Annotated in this window: 13 protein-coding genes; 10 read left to right on the forward strand and 3 right to left on the reverse strand. The window is 52.3% G+C overall.

Going from position 1 to position 18874, the window contains the following annotated elements; translation table 11 throughout:
• Positions 1-906 carry a fructokinase gene (mak, locus tag U0008_RS15515; RefSeq protein WP_043494791.1) on the reverse strand — a complete coding sequence of 302 codons (906 nt, stop codon included), beginning with the start codon at positions 904-906 and terminating at the stop codon, positions 1-3.
• A 237-nt stretch (positions 907-1143) separates the two neighbouring features.
• Here mak and rdgC point away from each other — a divergent pair, with 237 nt between their 5' ends.
• Positions 1144-2055 (forward strand): recombination-associated protein RdgC, encoded by a 912-nt coding sequence (gene rdgC / locus U0008_RS15520; protein ID WP_025799807.1) that lies wholly within the window; start codon positions 1144-1146, stop codon positions 2053-2055.
• 75 nt (positions 2056-2130) lie between these two features.
• Here the strand turns inward: rdgC and ppnP are convergent, their stop codons facing one another.
• Together ppnP and U0008_RS15530 are read right to left on the reverse strand one after the other, a co-directional pair.
• Positions 2131-2418, reverse strand: coding sequence for a pyrimidine/purine nucleoside phosphorylase (ppnP, locus tag U0008_RS15525; protein ID WP_004091927.1), 288 nt, complete (start codon positions 2416-2418; stop codon positions 2131-2133).
• A 131-nt stretch (positions 2419-2549) separates the two neighbouring features.
• Positions 2550-3503 (reverse strand): aldo/keto reductase, encoded by a 954-nt coding sequence (locus tag U0008_RS15530; protein WP_043494795.1) that lies wholly within the window; start codon positions 3501-3503, stop codon positions 2550-2552.
• A gap of 274 nt (positions 3504-3777) precedes the next feature.
• Here U0008_RS15530 and U0008_RS15535 point away from each other — a divergent pair, with 274 nt between their 5' ends.
• The 9 genes from U0008_RS15535 (at position 3778) to yegS (ending at position 18646) form a co-directional block, all read left to right on the forward strand.
• A complete protein-coding gene (locus U0008_RS15535) occupies positions 3778-5073 on the forward strand; it encodes an MdtA/MuxA family multidrug efflux RND transporter periplasmic adaptor subunit (RefSeq protein ID WP_043494799.1) in 1296 nt (431 codons plus the stop codon).
• A complete protein-coding gene (locus U0008_RS15540; protein WP_043494802.1) occupies positions 5073-8222 on the forward strand; it encodes an MdtB/MuxB family multidrug efflux RND transporter permease subunit in 3150 nt (1049 codons plus the stop codon). The genes U0008_RS15535 and U0008_RS15540 overlap by 1 nt, the downstream gene beginning before the upstream one ends.
• Positions 8219-11317, forward strand: coding sequence for a multidrug efflux RND transporter permease subunit MdtC (gene mdtC, locus U0008_RS15545; RefSeq protein ID WP_043494806.1), 3099 nt, complete (start codon positions 8219-8221; stop codon positions 11315-11317). Before U0008_RS15540 ends, mdtC begins: the two co-directional genes overlap by 4 nt.
• Before the next feature lie 154 nt (positions 11318-11471).
• Entirely contained in the window at positions 11472-12896 is a 1425-nt protein-coding gene (gene mdtD / locus U0008_RS15550; RefSeq protein ID WP_043494809.1) for an MFS transporter, read from the forward strand.
• Positions 12893-14266 (forward strand): envelope stress sensor histidine kinase BaeS, encoded by a 1374-nt coding sequence (baeS, locus tag U0008_RS15555; protein ID WP_043494812.1) that lies wholly within the window; start codon positions 12893-12895, stop codon positions 14264-14266. The genes mdtD and baeS overlap by 4 nt, the downstream gene beginning before the upstream one ends.
• A gap of 37 nt (positions 14267-14303) precedes the next feature.
• A complete protein-coding gene (gene baeR, locus U0008_RS15560) occupies positions 14304-15008 on the forward strand; it encodes an envelope stress response regulator BaeR (protein WP_038502970.1) in 705 nt (234 codons plus the stop codon).
• 248 nt (positions 15009-15256) lie between these two features.
• On the forward strand, positions 15257-15598 hold the full coding sequence (locus tag U0008_RS15565) for a YegP family protein (RefSeq protein WP_025799824.1): 342 nt from the start codon (positions 15257-15259) through the stop codon (positions 15596-15598).
• 133 nt (positions 15599-15731) lie between these two features.
• The gene (gene trhP / locus U0008_RS15570) at positions 15732-17102 is read left to right on the forward strand and encodes a prephenate-dependent tRNA uridine(34) hydroxylase TrhP (RefSeq protein WP_025799825.1); all 1371 of its coding nucleotides are present in this window, start codon (positions 15732-15734) and stop codon (positions 17100-17102) included.
• Between the two features lie 644 nt (positions 17103-17746).
• On the forward strand, positions 17747-18646 hold the full coding sequence (gene yegS, locus U0008_RS15575; protein WP_043494814.1) for a lipid kinase YegS: 900 nt from the start codon (positions 17747-17749) through the stop codon (positions 18644-18646).
• The last annotated feature ends 228 nt before the right edge of the window (positions 18647-18874 follow it).

Raw genomic sequence — 18874 nt, forward strand, 5'->3', positions numbered from 1 at the left:
TTAAAGCGGCCACAGCCACGCAGCACCGCGCACGCCGCTGGAGTCACCGTGTTTAGCTTTACGCACCGGCGTTTCGCATTCCCGTCCGAATACCCACGTTGAGATCAGCGGCGGCACCGTGGTATATAACCGGTCCACATTACTCATCCCGCCACCAAGCACCACCACGTCAGGATCGATGATGTTAATTACGTGGGCTAACGATTTTGCCAGTCGCTGTTCATAGTGAGTAATCGCACGCTCAGCCAGCCTATCGCCTTGACGAGATAACGCCATGATTTCAGCGCCCGCTAGCGGCTGACCACCTAAGCGTCGGTAGTCTGTTTCAAAGCCAGTACCGGAGATAAAGGTTTCAATACAGCCTGATTTCCCACAGTAGCAAGGAACCTCTTTCTGATACTGCCACTCGTCGTCAGTAAGCCAAGGCAAGGGATTATGTCCCCACTCGCCCGCAATACCGTTTCTACCCGCATGTACCCGCCCATCGATTGCGATACCTGAGCCACAGCCGGTGCCGATAATCACCGCAAACACCAGATGTGCCCCAGCCGCCGCACCGTCGGTGGCTTCTGAAACGGCAAGACAGTTGGCGTCATTGGCTAAACGAACCTCACGCGACAGACGCTTGGCAAGATCTTTGTCTAATGGCTGACCGTTCAGCCAGGTGGAATTCGCATTTTTCACCAGTCCAGTAAAAGGCGATAATGTGCCAGGGATCCCCACACCAACGCTTCCTCGCTGACCAGTTTGCTTTTCGGCTAACTCCACCAGCCCCGCAATCGCCTCAACGGTTTTTGCGTAGTCATCGCGCGGGGTAGCAATACGATGCCGAAACAGCTCCTGACCGTTGTTTTCCAAGGCGATAACTTCAATTTTGGTACCGCCTAAATCTATACCAATACGCACATAGCCCCCTAAGCAGACGAATACTGAGTCGAGCTAGTGTGCAAAATTTCTCGGGCAATTAATACTACAGTCGCCCTTCTTTATTCGTTATCATGCGGCCTGTTTAACACATTGCCATACTCCAAATAATGGGAGTTGCATCAAGGCGGCAAGGGAGCGCAGCCAACATAGAGGCAACTTCAAGTATGAAGGGTATAAAACATGGCGCGCGATGCGTCACGATCAGGGACAACGCTAATGCTATGGTTTAAGAATTTATTGGTTTACCGTCTGAGCCGCGATGTTCATCTGGTGCCAGATGAAGTTGAGAAAATGCTGGGCTCTATGGCCTTTACGCCGTGCGGTAGTCAGGATATGGCGAAAACGGGCTGGGTCTCTCCGATGGGTTCCCACAGCGACGCGCTGACTCACTACGTCAACGACCAAATCCTGTTGTGTGCACGTAAAGAAGAAAAAATCTTGCCATCGCCGGTTTTGAAACAGGCGCTACAGGCTAAAATTGAAAAGCTGGAAGGCGAGCAAGGCCGCAAGCTTAAGAAAACTGAAAAAGATTCGTTAAAAGACGAAGTGCTGCACACGCTACTGCCGCGCGCCTTCAGCCGCTTCAGCCAAACTTGGCTATGGATTGATATGGCGAATGGTCTGATCATGGTCGATGCCGCCAGCCCAAAAAAAGCAGAAGACACCTTAGCGCTGTTGCGTAAAAGCATTGGCTCGCTGCCGGTGGTGCCATTAACCATGGAAAGCCCTATTGAGCTGACGATGACCGAATGGGTCCGTTCAGGCGAAGTTCCCGCGGGTTTTGCCCTGCAAGACGAAGCCGAACTGAAAGCGATTCTGGAAGAAGGCGGCGTGATACGCTGCAAAAAACAGGATCTGGTTTCTGACGAAATTGCCGTTCACATTGAAGCGGGCAAACTGGTGACCAAGCTGGCGCTGGACTGGCAGGAACGCATTCAGCTGGTGCTGTCCGACGATGGTTCGCTGAAACGTTTGAAGTTCTCTGAAACGATTCGCGATCAAAACGAAGACATCGACCGCGATGATTATGCACAACGTTTCGATGCCGATTTCATTTTGATGACCAGCGAACTGGCTGCGTTAATCAAAAATATTATTGAAGCGCTAGGCGGCGAATCAGAAAAATAAGCCGTACCAATGGGCTGCACCAACAAAAACGGGCTGAAGTTAAACTTCAGCCCGTTTGTTTGAGACTAAGAGAACTTAGCTCAGATATTTGCACAGATACGAAGTGGGTTCCGCAACCTGCAAGTTAAACTCACTATGGCCCGGAACAAAGAACGTTTCACCTGATGAGAACACCTGCCAATCAGGCGCACCCGGAATTAACACACGCAATGCACCTGTAATCACCGTCATCTCTTCCGGCTTATCGGTTGAGAAGGTGTATTCCCCTGCGTCCATTACGCCAATGCTCTGACGCCCAATGCTGCCACTGTCAAAACCAATCGACTTCACTTTACCAGCAAAATACTCATTTACATTCAACATACTATGGCACCTGTATTGAGAAGGGGTTACTGCATCTTGTATGAAAAAAACAGTGCTGTCACTGACTTAGTTCACACTGTGAGAGAACCGCGCCGGTTATGGCTTCAAGCGCTCATTAACTGAACGTTTGTTTAGTAGGCGCTGGCATCGGTAATCACCCTAACCTGTTCCGTGCTCAAGCTAAGATTAGCGGCCACCGCGAGCTCGTTCAGCTGTTTTAACGACGTTGCACTCGCAATCGGCGAGGTGATCCCCGGCTGTGCGATTTGCCAAGCTAATGCCACCGCCACCGGTGAGGCATTGACCTCGTGAGCCACCTGCTCAAGCGCATCCAGAATCCCCAACCCACGGCTATTGAGGTATTTCTCCACAATCCCGTTACCCCGTGCACTTTTGTGAGCATCTTCGGCGCTGCGGTATTTTCCCGAGAGGAACCCGCTGGCCAGCGCGTAATAGTTAATCACGCCCAGACCTTCTTTTTGTACCAGCGGTGCCAGATCAACTTCGAAATCATGGCGGTCGTATAAATTGTATTCGGGTTGAATGGTTTCATAGCGCGCTAAGCCCAGCTTAGCACTCACGTCTAACGCCTTAGCCAAGCGCTCCGCGCTGTAGTTCGACGCCCCAATCGCGCGCACCTTGCCCTCTTTGATCAACGCGTCAAAGGCGTTCATCGTTTCTGCCAGCGGCGTATTTTGGTCGTCATCATGGGCCTGATAGAGATCGATATAGTCGGTTTTCAAACGGCGCAAAGAGGCTTCCACCGCTTCGCGGATATAACGTGCCGATAGCCCTTTCAACTGCGGGCCCATCGGTTTACCCACCTTGGTAGCCAGAATAATTTGGTCACGCTTGCCGCTTTTTTGCAGCCAGTTGCCGATAATAGTTTCAGACTCACCGCCGAAATTCCCCGGCACCCACGCAGAGTAAACGTCGGCGGTATCAATGAAGTTCAGTTGGTGGTCTAGCAATGCGTCTAGCAGGCTAAACGAAGTCGCCTGATCCACGGTCCAACCAAATACGTTCCCCCCGAAGGTAATGGTTGGAACTCGAATACCAGAACGTCCTAGCTCACGTAAATTCATTATTGGCTCCTGTATTGAGATTTGAGAAAACAACGCTGATAACGAATACTATTAGCACTAATTATTCGTATAGGGGATAGACATTGCGGGCTAAATCCAGAAAGGTCTTACCCTATCTGACTTATCTTCCACATTTCCTTCATTTTTAGATAAAGCTGACAGCCTAGAATAGTAAACTGACACGAGTCACTAATTTGTTTGTGATTGGGCCACTAAGTCCAATTTTTATATTCCCGCTGCGGCGGGGATATTTCTCTGGAGAATTCAGTCTGCAATGAGTGCTTTCAATAAACCGACCTCCCGTAAACGCCTTTGGTGGGCTATCGCCGTTCTTGTTGTCGCTGGCGTCATTGTTTGGCGTTATACCAGCAGCGGCGCCGAAGCGCCCACAGCTGGCGCAGAACAGGCACAAAAAGGGAAAACAGGTGGCAAAGCCGGCGGTCGTCGTGGCGGCAGTGGCATATTGGCTCCGGTTCAGGCGGCAGAAACACGCATATCTAACGTGCCTAACTATCTCACTGGTTTGGGAACGGTCACGGCAGCCAATACGGTTACCGTGCGCAGCCGCGTCGACGGTCAACTGATGAAAATTCACTTCACCGAAGGCCAACAGGTCAAAGCCGGTGATTTGCTGGCAGAGATCGACCCACGTCCTTTCCAAGTTCAACTGGCGCAAGCCCAAGGGCAATTGGCCAAAGATCAGGCCATTTTAGCCAATGCGCGTCGCGACTTAGCGCGTTATCAACAGCTTAGCAAAACCAATATGGTTTCTAAGCAAGAGCTAGATACACAGGCCTCTCTGGTGACGCAAACGCAGGGCAGCATCGTGGCCGATCAGGGTGCCGTTGACAGCGCCAAGCTTCAGTTGACCTACAGCCGTATCACCGCCCCCATTGATGGTCGCGTGGGGTTAAAGCTGGTTGATGAAGGCAACTACATCACCAGCGGTGATACCACCGGTTTAGTGGTGTTAACCCAAACGCATCCGATTGACGTGGTCTTCACGCTGCCAGAGGCGAATATCGCCAGCATTCAGCAGGCGCAGAAAGAAAACGGCAAGTTAGAGGTGGAAGCATGGGATCGCTCCAATCAGCACTTACTCACCACCAGCACCTTGCTGAGCATGGATAACCAGATCGATACCAGCACCGGCACCATCAAAATTAAGGCGCGTTTTGATAACCAAGACGACACCTTATTCCCCAATCAGTTTGTTAACGTGCGCCTGAAAGTCTCCACCCAAAGCGACGCCGTGGTAGCGCCTGCGGCCGCGGTTCAAATGGGGAACGAAGGTAACTTTGTCTGGGTATTAAATGATAAAAATCAGGTGAGTAAGCACGCCGTCTCCGTGGGAACCCGCGATGCCTCTGACGTGGTTATTACCGGTGGGCTCTCCGCAGGCAAGCGCGTGGTGACTGACGGTATCGATCAGTTAACCGAAGGCGCAACCGTCGAAGTGATTGCCCCGCATAGTGAAAATACCGCACAGACTCAGGCACAAGCAGGCAAAGATGCTCCTGCTAAGCCAAACACGGATAAGCAGAACGCTGGTAAACAGGACAAGTCATAATGCAACACACGCCTGTCGGTTCTGAAGAGCCTAAAAACGAAACGCCCGCCGCCGGTGGGCCTTCTCGCCTGTTTATTCTGCGCCCAGTAGCCACCACGCTGCTGATGGTGGCTATTCTGCTGGCCGGTATCGTCGGTTATCGCTCACTGTCGGTTTCCGCGTTGCCAGAGGTGGATTACCCAACGATTCAGGTGGTGACGCTTTATCCGGGCGCCAGCCCTGACGTCACCACGTCTGCGATTACCGCACCGCTAGAACGTCAGTTCGGCCAGATGTCGGGCTTAAAACAGATGTCGTCACAAAGCTCCGGTGGCGCGTCGGTGATTACCTTACAATTTCAGCTAACGCTGCCGCTCGACGTCGCAGAGCAAGAGGTTCAGGCTGCGATTAACGCCGCCACCAATTTGCTGCCAACCGATCTGCCCTATCCGCCTATTTACAGCAAGGTTAACCCTGCCGATCCACCGATCATGACCATCGCCGTCACCTCGGATGCCGTGGCGATGACGCAGGTTGAAGATATGGTGGAAACCCGCATTTCGCAGAAAATCTCGCAGGTTAGCGGCGTGGGTCTGGTGACGATTTCAGGCGGTCAGCGTCCTGCGGTGCGCGTGCGTTTGAACGCACCGGCGGTTGCTGCCTATGATTTAGACAGTGAAACCATCCGCACCGCTATCGTTAACGCCAACGTTAACTCGGCGAAGGGGAGCTTTGACGGCCCAACGCGCTCGGTTACGCTGTCTGCCAACGACCAAATGAAGTCGGCAGAAGACTATCGCGATCTGATCGTCGCCTATGCCAACGGTGCGCCGGTTCGTTTAAGCGACGTAGCAACCATCGAACAGGCGGCAGAAAATACCAAACTGGCCGCGTGGGCTAACACCAAACCCGCCATCATTTTAAACGTTCAGCGCCAGCCGGGTGCGAACGTTATTACCACGGCCGACAGCATCCAGTCACTGCTGCCGCAGCTGACAGAAAGTCTGCCCAAATCAGTAAAAATGACGGTGCTGACTGACCGCACCGAAACCATTCGCGCGTCGGTCAGCGATGTTCAGACCGAACTGCTGCTGGCGATTGCGCTGGTGGTGATGGTGATTTACCTGTTCTTACGCAATGTTCCCGCCACGATCATTCCTAGCGTGGCGGTGCCGTTGTCGCTGGTGGGTACGTTCGCCGTTATGTATTTCCTCGATTTTTCGATCAACAACCTCACCTTGATGGCGCTGACTATTGCCACCGGTTTCGTGGTCGATGACGCCATCGTGGTGATCGAAAACATCTCGCGCTATATCGAAAAAGGCGAAAAACCGCTGGATGCCGCGTTGAAAGGCGCGGGAGAAATTGGTTTCACCATTATTTCTCTGACATTCTCTCTGATTGCGGTGCTGATCCCACTGCTGTTTATGGGTGATATTATCGGGCGGCTGTTCCGCGAATTTGCAGTCACCTTGGCGGTGGCGATCCTGATTTCGGCGGTGGTGTCGTTAACCCTAACGCCAATGATGTGCGCACGTATGCTCAGCCATGAATCGCTGCGCAAACAAAACCGCTTCTCGCGTGCCAGCGAGCGTTTCTTCGAACGCGTCATCGCCAAATATGGCGAATGGCTCAAAGTCGTATTGAATCACCCGATGCTCACGCTGAGCGTGGCGCTGAGCACGCTGGTGCTGACCGTTCTGCTGTATATTTTCATTCCTAAAGGCTTCTTCCCGATTCAGGATAACGGTCTGATTCAAGGCACCGTTCAGGCACCGCAGTCGGTTTCCTTTAGCGAAATGGCGCAGCGTCAGCAAGCGCTGGCGGCTGAAATTCTTAAAGATCCGGACGTCGCGAGCCTGAGCTCATTTATCGGCGTGGATGGCACCAACGCCACGCTAAACAGCGGACGATTACAGATCAATCTCAAACCGCTGGACGAACGTAAAGATCGCGTTCAGCAGATCATCCCGCGTCTGCAAAAAATGGCCGACAAGATCCCCGGTATCCAGCTTTATCTGCAACCGGTTCAGGATCTGACCATTGATACGCAGGTGAGCCGTACACAGTACCAGTTCACTTTGCAGGCCATGTCGCTGGACGAATTGAGCACGTGGGTACCAAAGCTGGTGGGTGAACTGCAAAAATCACCGATGCTGAAAGACGTGAGCAGTGACTGGCAGGATCAGGGATTAGTGGCCTTTGTGAACGTTAACCGCGACACCGCCAGCCGCTTAGGCATTACCATGGCCGATGTGGATAACGCGCTGTATAACGCCTTTGGCCAACGGTTGATCTCCACGATTTATACTCAAGCCAACCAGTATCGCGTGGTGATGGAGCATAATCAGGATCACAACACGGGTTTAGCCGCGTTTAACGATGTGTATCTCACCAGCAGCGATGGTAAAAACGTACCGTTGAACGCAATTGCGACTATTGAGGAGCGCTTTGGGCCGCTGTCGATTAACCATCTCGACCAGTTCCCATCCACCACGGTGTCGTTCAACGTTACCGACGGCTACTCACTCGAGCAGGCGATGAAAACCATCACCAGCACCGAGCAGCAGCTCAATATGCCGATTGATATCACCACGAATTTCCAAGGCGCAACGCTCGCGTTTGAATCGGCGCTGGGCAATACGCTGTGGCTTATCGTGGCGGCGATTGTCGCGATGTATATCGTTCTGGGCGTGCTGTATGAAAGCTTTATTCATCCAGTCACCATCCTGTCGACGCTGCCGACCGCTGGCGTGGGCGCATTATTGGCGCTGATTATGGCAGGCAGCGAGCTCGACGTGATTGCCATTATCGGCATCATTTTGCTGATTGGTATCGTGAAGAAAAACGCCATCATGATGATCGACTTCGCCCTTGCCGCCGAGCGTGAGCAAGGAATGGCCCCGTATGACGCCATTTATCAAGCCTGTTTGCTGCGTTTCCGCCCAATTCTTATGACCACGCTGGCGGCGTTGTTGGGCGCTCTACCGTTGATGCTCAGCACCGGCGTTGGGGCCGAACTGCGACAGCCGCTGGGCATTTGCATGGTCGGCGGTTTGATCATGAGCCAAATTCTAACGCTGTTCACCACGCCGGTGATTTACCTGCTGTTTGATAAGGTTTCGCGAAACACGCATCCGGCTAAAGATCCGCAGGAGAACGTCCAGTGAAGTTCTCTCCGTCGAAAGGCTTCTTCGCCCTGTTCATCAACCGGCCCGTCGCCACCACGCTGCTGACGCTGGCCATTACGCTGTGCGGCATTTTGGGCTTCAGATTATTGCCCGTCGCACCGCTGCCGCAGGTGGATTATCCGGTCATTATGGTGAGCGCCTCGCTACCGGGCGCTTCGCCTGAAACCATGGCGTCATCGGTGGCGACACCGTTGGAGCGCGCGTTAGGGCGTATTGCCGGAATCAGCGAGATGACCTCATCCAGTTCGCTCGGCAGTACGCGTATCATCATTCAGTTTGATTTTAACCGTGATATCAACGGCGCCGCACGCGACGTGCAGGCCGCGATTAATGCGGCACAAAGCCTGCTGCCGTCTGGCATGCCGAGTCGCCCAAGCTATCGCAAAGCCAACCCGTCTGATGCGCCGATTATGATCATGACGCTGACATCAGACACCTATGACCAAGCGAAGATTTACGACATCGCCTCCACTCAGCTGGCGCAAAAAATCGCGCAGGTAGACGGCGTGGGCGACGTTTCGGTTGGCGGAAGCTCTTTGCCCGCGGTACGCGTTGAGCTCAATCCTGAAGCGCTGTTTAATCAGGGCGTTTCACTCGATAGCGTACGCACCGCCATTGCTAACGCGAACGTGCGTCGCCCTCAAGGGGCCGTTGACGCACAAAACCAACGCTGGCAGGTGCAAACCAACGATGAAATCAAAACCGCGCAGGACTATCAGCCTTTAATCATTCATTACAACAACGGTTCTGCGGTGCGACTCAGCGACGTCGCCAACGTTAAAGATTCGGTGGAAGATGTGCGTAATGCGGGTATGACCGACGCCAAGCCCGCCATTTTGATCATGATCCGCCGCAGCGCCGACGCCAACATTATCGAAACCGTCGATCGCATTCGTGCCGAGATCCCAGAGTTCAAAGCGCTGATCCCCGCCTCTATCGATCTGCAAGTTGCTCAGGATCGTTCACCCACCATCCGTGCTTCGCTCGACGAAGTAGAAAGCTCGCTGTCTATCGCCGTGGGCTTAGTGATCATGGTGGTGTTTCTGTTCTTGCGATCTGGCCGAGCTACGCTGATCCCCGCCGTCGCCGTGCCGGTTTCGCTCATCGGCACCTTCGCTGCCATGTATCTATGCGATTTTAGTCTGAATAACCTTTCGCTGATGGCGCTGACGATCGCGACCGGGTTTGTGGTCGATGATGCCATTGTGGTGCTGGAGAATATTTCACGCCACGTGGAAGCGGGCATGGAACCAAAAAAAGCGGCGCTGATTGGTGCGCGCGAAGTGGGATTCACCGTGCTCTCCATGAGCCTGTCTCTGGTGGCGGTGTTTATTCCGCTGCTGTTGATGAGCGGTTTGCCGGGGCGTTTGTTCCGTGAGTTTTCGGTCACGCTTTCGGTGGCTATCGGTATATCACTGGTGATTTCACTCACGCTCACACCAATGATGTGCGCGCATCTGCTTAAAAAGCGCCCGTCACGCCATCAGGAACGGATCCGCGGTTTTGGCAAGCTGTTGCTGAAAATGCAGCAAGGCTACGGCAAGAGTTTGGGTTGGGTATTAAACCATGCGCGCTGGGTGTTGCTGATCCTAATCGCCACCATCGGTCTGAATATCTGGCTGTATATTTCTATTCCCAAAACCTTCTTCCCTGAACAGGACACCGGACGCCTGATGGGCTTCATTCAAGCCGACCAGAGCATCTCGTTTCAGGCAATGCGAGGCAAGCTGCAAGACTTCATGAAAATTGTGCGCAGCGATCCCGATGTGGATAACGTGACCGGCTTCACCGGTGGCTCGAACGTTAACAGCGGCATGATGTTTATCTCGTTGAAACCGTTAGGTGAGCGCAAAGACGATGCTCAGCACGTAATTGCACGTCTGCGCGGCAAGCTGGCCAAAGAACCAGGGGCGAATTTGTTCCTGATGGCAGTACAAGATATTCGCGTGGGCGGTCGTCAAGGCAACGCCAGCTACCAGTACACGCTGCTCTCGGACGATCTTTCCGAGCTGCGTAAATGGGAGCCTAAAATTCGAGCGGCCTTTGCCAAGCTTCCTGAACTGGCCGATGTGAGTTCCGATCAGCAAGATAAAGGCTCAGAACTGGCGCTGACCTATGATCGCGAAAGTATGGCGCGCTTGGGCATTAACGTCGCTGATGCTAACGCCTTGCTCAATAACGCCTTTGGCCAACGGCAGATTTCAACTATCTATCAGCCGCTGAATCAGTATCACGTGGTGATGGAAGTGGCGCCGGAGTATACGCAGGATGAAAGTTCGCTGGATAAAATGTTTGTCATTAACAGCGACGGCAAGGCTATCCCGCTTTCTTACTTTGCAAAATGGCAACCTGCCAATGCGCCGCTGTCGGTTAACCATCAGGGGTTAACCGCCGCATCGACGATCTCTTTCAATCTGCCGGAAGGAGGCGCGCTGTCAGATGCTTCCGCCGCGATTGAACGCACCATGACCGCACTGGGCGTACCGAATACGGTACGTGGTAGCTTCGCGGGTACTGCACAGGTTTTCCAAGATACCCAAAACTCGCAGATCATTTTGATTCTGGCCGCCATTGCGACGGTGTATATCGTGCTGGGTGTTCTCTATGAAAGCTACGTGCATCCGCTGACGATTCTGTCTACGCTGCCGTCGGCAGGCGTGGGCGCGCTGTTGGCGTTAGAGATGTTTGGCGCACCTTTCAGCCTGATTGCGCTAATCGGCATCATGCTGCTGATAGGGATAGTAAAGAAGAACGCTATTATGATGGTCGATTTTGCGCTAGAGGCCGAACGTAACGGCGGAATGAGCCCACGCGATGCGATATTCCAAGCCTGTCTGCTGCGTTTCCGCCCAATCATGATGACCACCATGGCGGCGCTGTTTGGCGCATTGCCTCTGGCGTTTAGCAGCGGCGACGGCGCAGAACTGCGTCAGCCTTTAGGTATCACGATTGCCGGTGGTTTGGTGATGAGCCAGTTACTCACGCTCTACACCACGCCGGTGGTGTATCTCTATTTTGACCGACTACGCAGCCGCTTTAGCAAAGTAAAAACGCTAAAACCACTGCCGAGATAGACCCCACCCTAGCCCTCCCCTTCTCAGGGGAGGGAACTGGCCGAGCACTTGTGTCACAGCCAAGTGCACTCGGCCCCTCCCCCTGCAAAGGGGGAGGTTGGGAGGGGGTTATGGTTTATTGCACTCACACATTCAATGAACGGAGCGCTACCCCATGCCTGAACAATCCGCCTCGGTCCGCTGGCAGCTATGGATTGTCGCTTTTGGCTTCTTCATGCAAACGCTGGATACCACCATCGTCAATACGGCGTTGCCCGCAATGGCCGCAAGCCTTGGGGAAAGCCCGCTGCGCATGCAGTCGGTGGTGGTGGCCTATGTGCTCACCGTGGCGGTGATGTTACCCGCCAGCGGCTGGCTGGCCGACCGCGTGGGCGTGAAGCGTGTTTTCTTCAGCGCAATTGTGTTGTTTACGCTGGGATCGCTGTTTTGTGCTCAGGCTGAAACCCTAAACCAACTGCTGATGGCTCGCGTACTGCAAGGCATTGGCGGCGCGATGATGGTGCCGGTTGGGCGTTTAACCGTGATGAAGATCGTGCCGCGTAGCCAATATATGGCGGCAATGACCTTCGTTACGCTCCCCGGCCAAATTGGCCCATTGGTTGGCCCTGCACTCGGCGGATTTCTAGTGCAATATGCCAGCTGGCACTGGATTTTTTTAATCAACTTACCCGTTGGTATTATCGGTGCCATCGCAACGCTGTGGCTGATGCCCAATTACAGTATGCAAACGCGGCGTTTTGATATCAGCGGATTTGTGATGCTCGCCGTTGGGATGGCAACGCTGACGCTGGCGCTCGATGGTCATAAAGGGCTTGGGCTTGAGGCCAATATGATTTACGGCCTAATACTGTCCGGAGGTATCGCGTTAACCAGTTACTATTGGCACGCCAAGCGCAGCGATGCCCCACTGTTTAGCCTCGATCTGCTAAAAACTAAAACGTTTTCTCTCGGGTTGAGCGGTAGTTTCCTCGGGCGGATCGGCAGCGGAATGCTGCCCTTCATGACGCCCATTTTCCTGCAAATCGGCATGGGATTCTCACCGTTTCACGCTGGGCTGATGATGATCCCGATGATTATCGGCAGTATGGGTATGAAGCGTATCGTGGTGCGGGTGGTGAATCAGTTCGGCTATCGTCGGGTGTTGGTGGGAGCTACGTTGGCGTTAGCGGTTGTGAGTTTGGCTCTGCCGTTTACCGCAATGTATATCAGCCTTTGGGCAATTCCGCTGGTGCTGTTCTTCCAAGGGATGATTAACGCCATGCGTTTTTCATCGATGAATACGCTCACGCTGAAAGATTTGCCCGATGAACTGGCCAGCAGCGGTAACAGTTTACTGTCGATGATCATGCAACTTTCCATGAGTTTGGGTGTGAGCGTTGCGGGTATCCTGCTCGGCATGTTCTCACATCATCAAATCACCGCGAATAGCCTAGAGATCCATCAGGCATTTTTATTCACCTATGTCTGTATTGCTCTGATTATTGCCCTACCCGCGCTGGTATTTTTACGCGTACCGGACGACACGCTGGAAAACAGCACTCTTGAACGCACAGCGCGCCGTCGCAAGGAGGAACCATGAAGCTCGGTATCACAGGCAAGCTGTTTCTTGCCATTTTCTCCACCTGCATTCTGGTGTTGATCACGATGCACTGGGGCGTGCGCGTGAGTTTCGAGCGCGGCTTTATTGACTACATCAAGCACGGCAATGAGCAGCGGGTGCGACTGTTAGCCTCTGAACTGGAAGAGCGCTACGCACAGGCCGGAAGCTGGCGCTTTCTTCGCCATAACGACCGTGTCATTTTCCAGATTATGCACAACATTGAGCAAAGCAACGAAGGCAACGATACGCTACCTCCACACGGTTGGCGCACGCCGTTTTGGGTGATTGATAGCAACAATCGCAAAATGGTTGGGCCGCCGGGCGAAATCCCCACCGAAGGCACTCGCCAGCCGGTCACGTACCAAGGGAACACGGTAGGATGGGTGGTTACAACGCCGCCGGAGCGTTTAACGCGAAATACCGATATCAACTTCGATTTGCAGCAACGGCGCACCAGCTGGCTGATTGTGGCGCTGGCGACGCTGCTGGCGGCGGGCGTGACCTGGGCGCTATCACGCAGTATGCTGGCACCGGTTAAACGCTTAGTCGACGCCATGCATCGGCTCGCCGCCGGTAATTTTTCTACCCGCGTTGAAGTGGAATCGCGCGACGAATTGGGCAAGCTGGCACAAGACTTCAACCAGCTCGCCATCACGCTGGAAAAAAATGAGCATATTCGCCGCGCACTCATGGCCGACGTTTCCCATGAGCTACGCACGCCGCTGGCGGTGCTGCGTGGCGAATTAGAAGCCATGCAAGACGGCGTTCGCCAAATGACACAGGATTCGTTGGCATCATTGCAGGCCGAAGTGAGCACGTTAACCAAACTGGTCAATGACCTGCATCAGCTCTCTATGTCTGACGCCGGTGCCCTTGCCTATCGCAAAGAGCATATTGACGTCATTCATCTGGTACAAATCGCCGCCAGCGCATTCCACGACCGTTTCGCAATGAAAAACATCGTGCTTTCGCTCGACCTGCCCGAAAAAGCCTGTGTGTTTGGCGATCCCGATCGCTTACTACAGCTGTTCAATAATTTATTCGAAAATAGCCTGCGGTATACTGATGGCAATGGGCAACTTAAGGTACAAGGTCAAATCCGCGATACCTATTTGCAGCTTTATTGGCAAGACAGCGCCCCCGGCGTGACCGATGAGCAGCTTCAGAAAATATTTGAACGTTTTTATCGAGCCGAAGGTTCACGCAACCGCGCTAGCGGCGGCTCCGGTTTAGGATTATCTATCTGCCAAAATATTGTGGAAGCGCACGGTGGACAAATGACCGCAGAACACTCGCCGCTGGGAGGCTTAACCATCAGCCTGCAACTGCCGCTTGATACAAAGAGCTAAGAGGAAGGTAATGGGTATGAACAGTATTGCTGGAAGCATGGACGTTGATCCCGCAGGACAACGCGTGTTGATCGTTGAAGACGAACCTAAGCTAGGACAATTGCTGATCGACTATCTGACCGCTGGCGGCTATCAGCCCCACCTGCTGGCGGATGGAAATCAGGTATTGCCCTATGTCCACCAAACGCCACCGGATTTAATTCTGCTGGATTTAATGCTGCCCGGCACCGATGGTTTAACCCTGTGCCGCGAGATCCGCCGCTTCTCTGACGTTCCGATTGTGATGGTAACGGCGAAAATTGAAGAAATAGACCGCCTGCTGGGGCTGGAAATTGGTGCCGATGACTATATCTGCAAGCCTTACAGCCCGCGAGAGGTTGTGGCGCGCGTCAAAACTATTTTACGTCGCTGCGTGCGCCAAAACGAGGCGAACGCCGAACCGGTTCTAATCATCGATGAAAACCGCTATCAAGCCAGTTTTAAAGATCAGCTGTTAGATTTAACGCCTGCCGAATTTCGTCTTTTGAAAACGTTGGCAACGCAGCCAGGCACCGTGCTATCACGCGAGCAACTGCTCAATCATCTGTACGATGATTACCGCGTCGTCACCGACCGTACCGTGGATAGCCACATTAAAAACTTACGTCGTAAGTTGGAGCAGCTCGAAAACGGCGAGCCGTTTATTCGCTCGGTTTACGGCATCGGTTACCGCTGGGAAGGCGCACCGTGTAAAGTGCTGTAAAACCGCCGTCATCGCTCCAGTACCTGTCGCTGGAGCGTCTTTTCTTATCATTTTCCTATCCGGTAAACACCTGCAAATATCCAGCCATTGTCTATACTTATCCTGATTTATTCAGCGTAAACAGCATCCATCTCACTCTCATTGACGCAGTTAATCACTGCAAAACTTATCCGTCATTATTCACGTGGCTAGCGCGGCTAACGCTGACGCGGCGTCAAGTATGGCGGGGATAGATTAAGGAGATACCCATGGCAATCGGCTATTACGAAATCAAAAAAGCGAAGAACGGACAGTTCCACTTCAATCTAAAAGCCAGCAATGGAGAGATTATTCTTTCCAGCGAAATGTATGCCAGCAAGGCATCTGCTGACAACGGTGTCGCATCGGTACAATCAAACTCCCCCGATGAAGCACAATTTGAGATCAAAAACAGCAGCAGCGATCAGCCCTATTTCATTCTCAAAGCGAAGAATCATCAGGTGATCGGCACCAGTGAAATGTATAGCTCAGAGAGCGCCGCGCGAAAAGGGATTCAATCAGTGGTGAAAAACGGCGCAACGACGGATATCAGAGATTTGACGCACGGGTGATTATCTTTCGGGGGCACCCAAATGCCCCCACATTCATTGTGCTCCCTCGCCGAACCCTCTATAATGCCCGCCTTCACTGTACCTACAGGTACAGACTGACTTGTGATCAGACCTTAAAGAGAAATACAAACCTATGTTTACTCCGGAATTACTCTCTCCGGCCGGTACGCTGAAAAACATGCGTTATGCGTTCGCCTATGGCGCAGATGCTGTTTATGCCGGTCAACCTCGTTATAGCCTGCGTGTTCGCAACAACGAATTCAACCATGAGAATCTTGCCCTCGGCATCAACGAAGCGCATGCGCTGGGTAAAAAATTCTACGTGGTGGTGAATATCGCGCCGCACAACGCCAAACTGAAAACCTTCCTCCGTGACCTGAAGCCGGTCATCGAAATGGGGCCGGACGCACTGATTATGTCCGATCCAGGGTTGATCTCCATGGTGCGCGAAGCCTTCCCTGAGATGGCGATTCATCTTTCCGTACAGGCAAACGCGGTTAACTGGGCGACGGTAAAATTCTGGAAGCAAATGGGGCTAACCCGCGTGATCCTGTCGCGCGAGCTTTCTCTGGAAGAAATTGAAGAAATTCGCCAGCAGGTTCCTGATATGGAGCTTGAGATCTTTGTGCATGGCGCACTGTGCATGGCCTATTCTGGCCGCTGCCTGCTTTCCGGCTATATCAACAAGCGTGATCCTAATCAGGGCACCTGCACCAACGCCTGCCGTTGGGAATATAAAGTTCAGGAAGGCAAAGAAGATACCGTGGGCAATATCGTTCACGTGCATGAACCGATCCCTGTCACCGAAGTGCCCGCTGAGCCAACGCTGGGAATCGGTGCGCCGACCGATAAAGTCTTTATGTTAGAAGAAGCGATGCGCCCGGGCGAATACATGAGCGCATTCGAAGACGAGCATGGCACCTACATCATGAACTCCAAGGACCTGCGTGCCATCCAGCACGTTGAGCGCCTGACTCAAATGGGCGTTCATTCATTGAAAATTGAAGGCCGTACTAAGTCTTTCTACTACGTCGCTCGCACCGCTCAGGTCTATCGTCGCGCAATTGATGACGCCGTTGCGGGTAAACCGTTCGACCCAACGCTGCTCACCACGCTGGAAGCGTTGGCGCACCGAGGCTATACCGAAGGTTTCCTGCGTCGCCACGTGCATGAAGATCAACAAAACTACGACTATGGCTATTCGGTTTCCGATCGCCAGCAGTTTGTTGGCGAACTGACAGGCGCACGCCGTGATGGTTATGCCGAAGTCTTAGTGAAGAATAAGTTCACCCTAGGCGACAGCGTTGAAATGATGACGCCAAAAGGCAACGTGCAGTTCACGCTTGAAGCGATGCAAAACAAGAAAGGCGAGCCAACCCAAGTCGCGCCGGGAGATGGACATATTGTTTACATCCCTGTTCCCGATGATTTGGATCTCGAATTCGCGCTATTGATGCGTAATTTGGCAGGCACCGATACGCGTAACCCGCATACTGCGGCGTAATTCGACCTGTTAAACGCCAAGGCGTAGCTTATTTCTTATAAGCTGCGCTTTTTTTATCTCTTTTTTATGCTTAATATTCCTATTATAAGATTAAGATCACACTTAAATTTATCGCATATAGATATTATCGAGTGGCAAAAAGATATAACGAAAAAGCAATACTAGGAACCACCCCCTTGCCAGCCCAATCTCCCTTGGGCTGGTTTTCTTTTTATTTACTATTTTATACCCCCCCGACGTCAACTATTAAAACCCTTCTCCCTTGTTTTTAACCCGTCTTTTGTATTGATTATTTTCCAATAAAATCAATGCCATAAAATAATAGTTACTTAAGTTAAGTAATTTGTTTTTCAAATTAATCTCAAAATAATTCATCTGAAATTAAATAACTAAGAAAACATACAATAAGAAATTAAGCGTTTAATTTAGTGAATCACTTAATTAAAGTTTATTTAAAATTAAATCAATTCATTTATTCCTTTCAACTGAAACCATTCAGCGCCAGTTATTGCATTATATTTCCCGATGAGAGCGGTTTCATTAATATTCATTGATGAATACAATTTATGCGGGTAAAACAGAATGAATATTTATGTTATAACAATGTAAGAGTTGAATTTTTTACCCCTTTCAGGAGATCACACATGCCTCAGTTACACTCCGCGTTAGTCATCTTGAACGGCAAAGGAGCCGGCAATCAGGACGTGCGTGAAGCGATTGACGGGTTACGCACCGCGGGAAATACCCTTCATGTCCGCGTGACGTGGGAACATGGCGATGCCAAGCGCTATGTGGCAGAAGCCGTAGAGCTCGGCGTCGAAACGATTGTGGCCGGCGGCGGCGATGGCACCATTAACGAAGTGTCTGATGCGCTAAGCCAGCACAGCGAATCCTCCCGTCCCGTATTGGCGGTATTACCGCTTGGCACAGCCAATGATTTTGCGACCGCCTGTTTAATCCCTGAAGAACCTCAGGCGGCGCTTCAGCTAGCTCTACAAGGCCGCGCAGTGCCAATCGACTTTGCACGCATCAACGATAAACGCGTGTTTATCAATATGGCGACCGGCGGCTTCGGCACCAAAATCACCACCGAAACGCCGGAGAAACTAAAATCCATTCTCGGCGGTGCCTCTTATTTCCTGCATGGGATTTTGCGTATGGATACGCTCAAGGCTGATTTTTGCCAGATTTCCGGTCCTGATTTCTATTGGGAAGGCAATGCGCTAGTGGTCGCTATCGGCAATGGCCGTCAAGCCGGTGGTGGGCAGCCGCTGTGCCCCGAGGCCTTAATCAATGATGGAAAACTGGATCTGCGCGTTTTAACCTCTGATGAGCTGCTGCCCGCGCTGCTAGAAAGCCTGCTTAAAGGCGAAAGCAATAAAAACGTCATCGAGGCCTCATTGCCGTGGTTAGAAATTACCTCACCTCATGAAATGACGCTCAATTTGGACGGCGAGCCCTTGAGCGCCAAGCATTTCCGCATTGAAATCGAACCTGACGCCATCAGCCTACGCCTGCCGCCAAACTGCCCACTGATTGGTTAAATCAGGTCGTGGTAAACCCTAATCCGCTCTAATTTTCATTCTGCCCTTCCCCATTTGGGAAGGGCAATCTCTGCGCACCTCTCATTTTCTTCTCCAATTCTTCCTCCAACTAAAACCGTGATCTCATCGGGCAAATTTCGATCATTATACTTGTATGGTAGTTATGTCAGGTTTATGTTTCCGTCATCATTAAGGTCACATTCCCAGCAGAGAAAAGTCCGCGCTAAG

Origin of the sequence: Hafnia alvei (assembly GCF_034424155.1) — a bacterium.
GTDB lineage: Bacteria > Pseudomonadota > Gammaproteobacteria > Enterobacterales > Enterobacteriaceae > Hafnia > Hafnia alvei.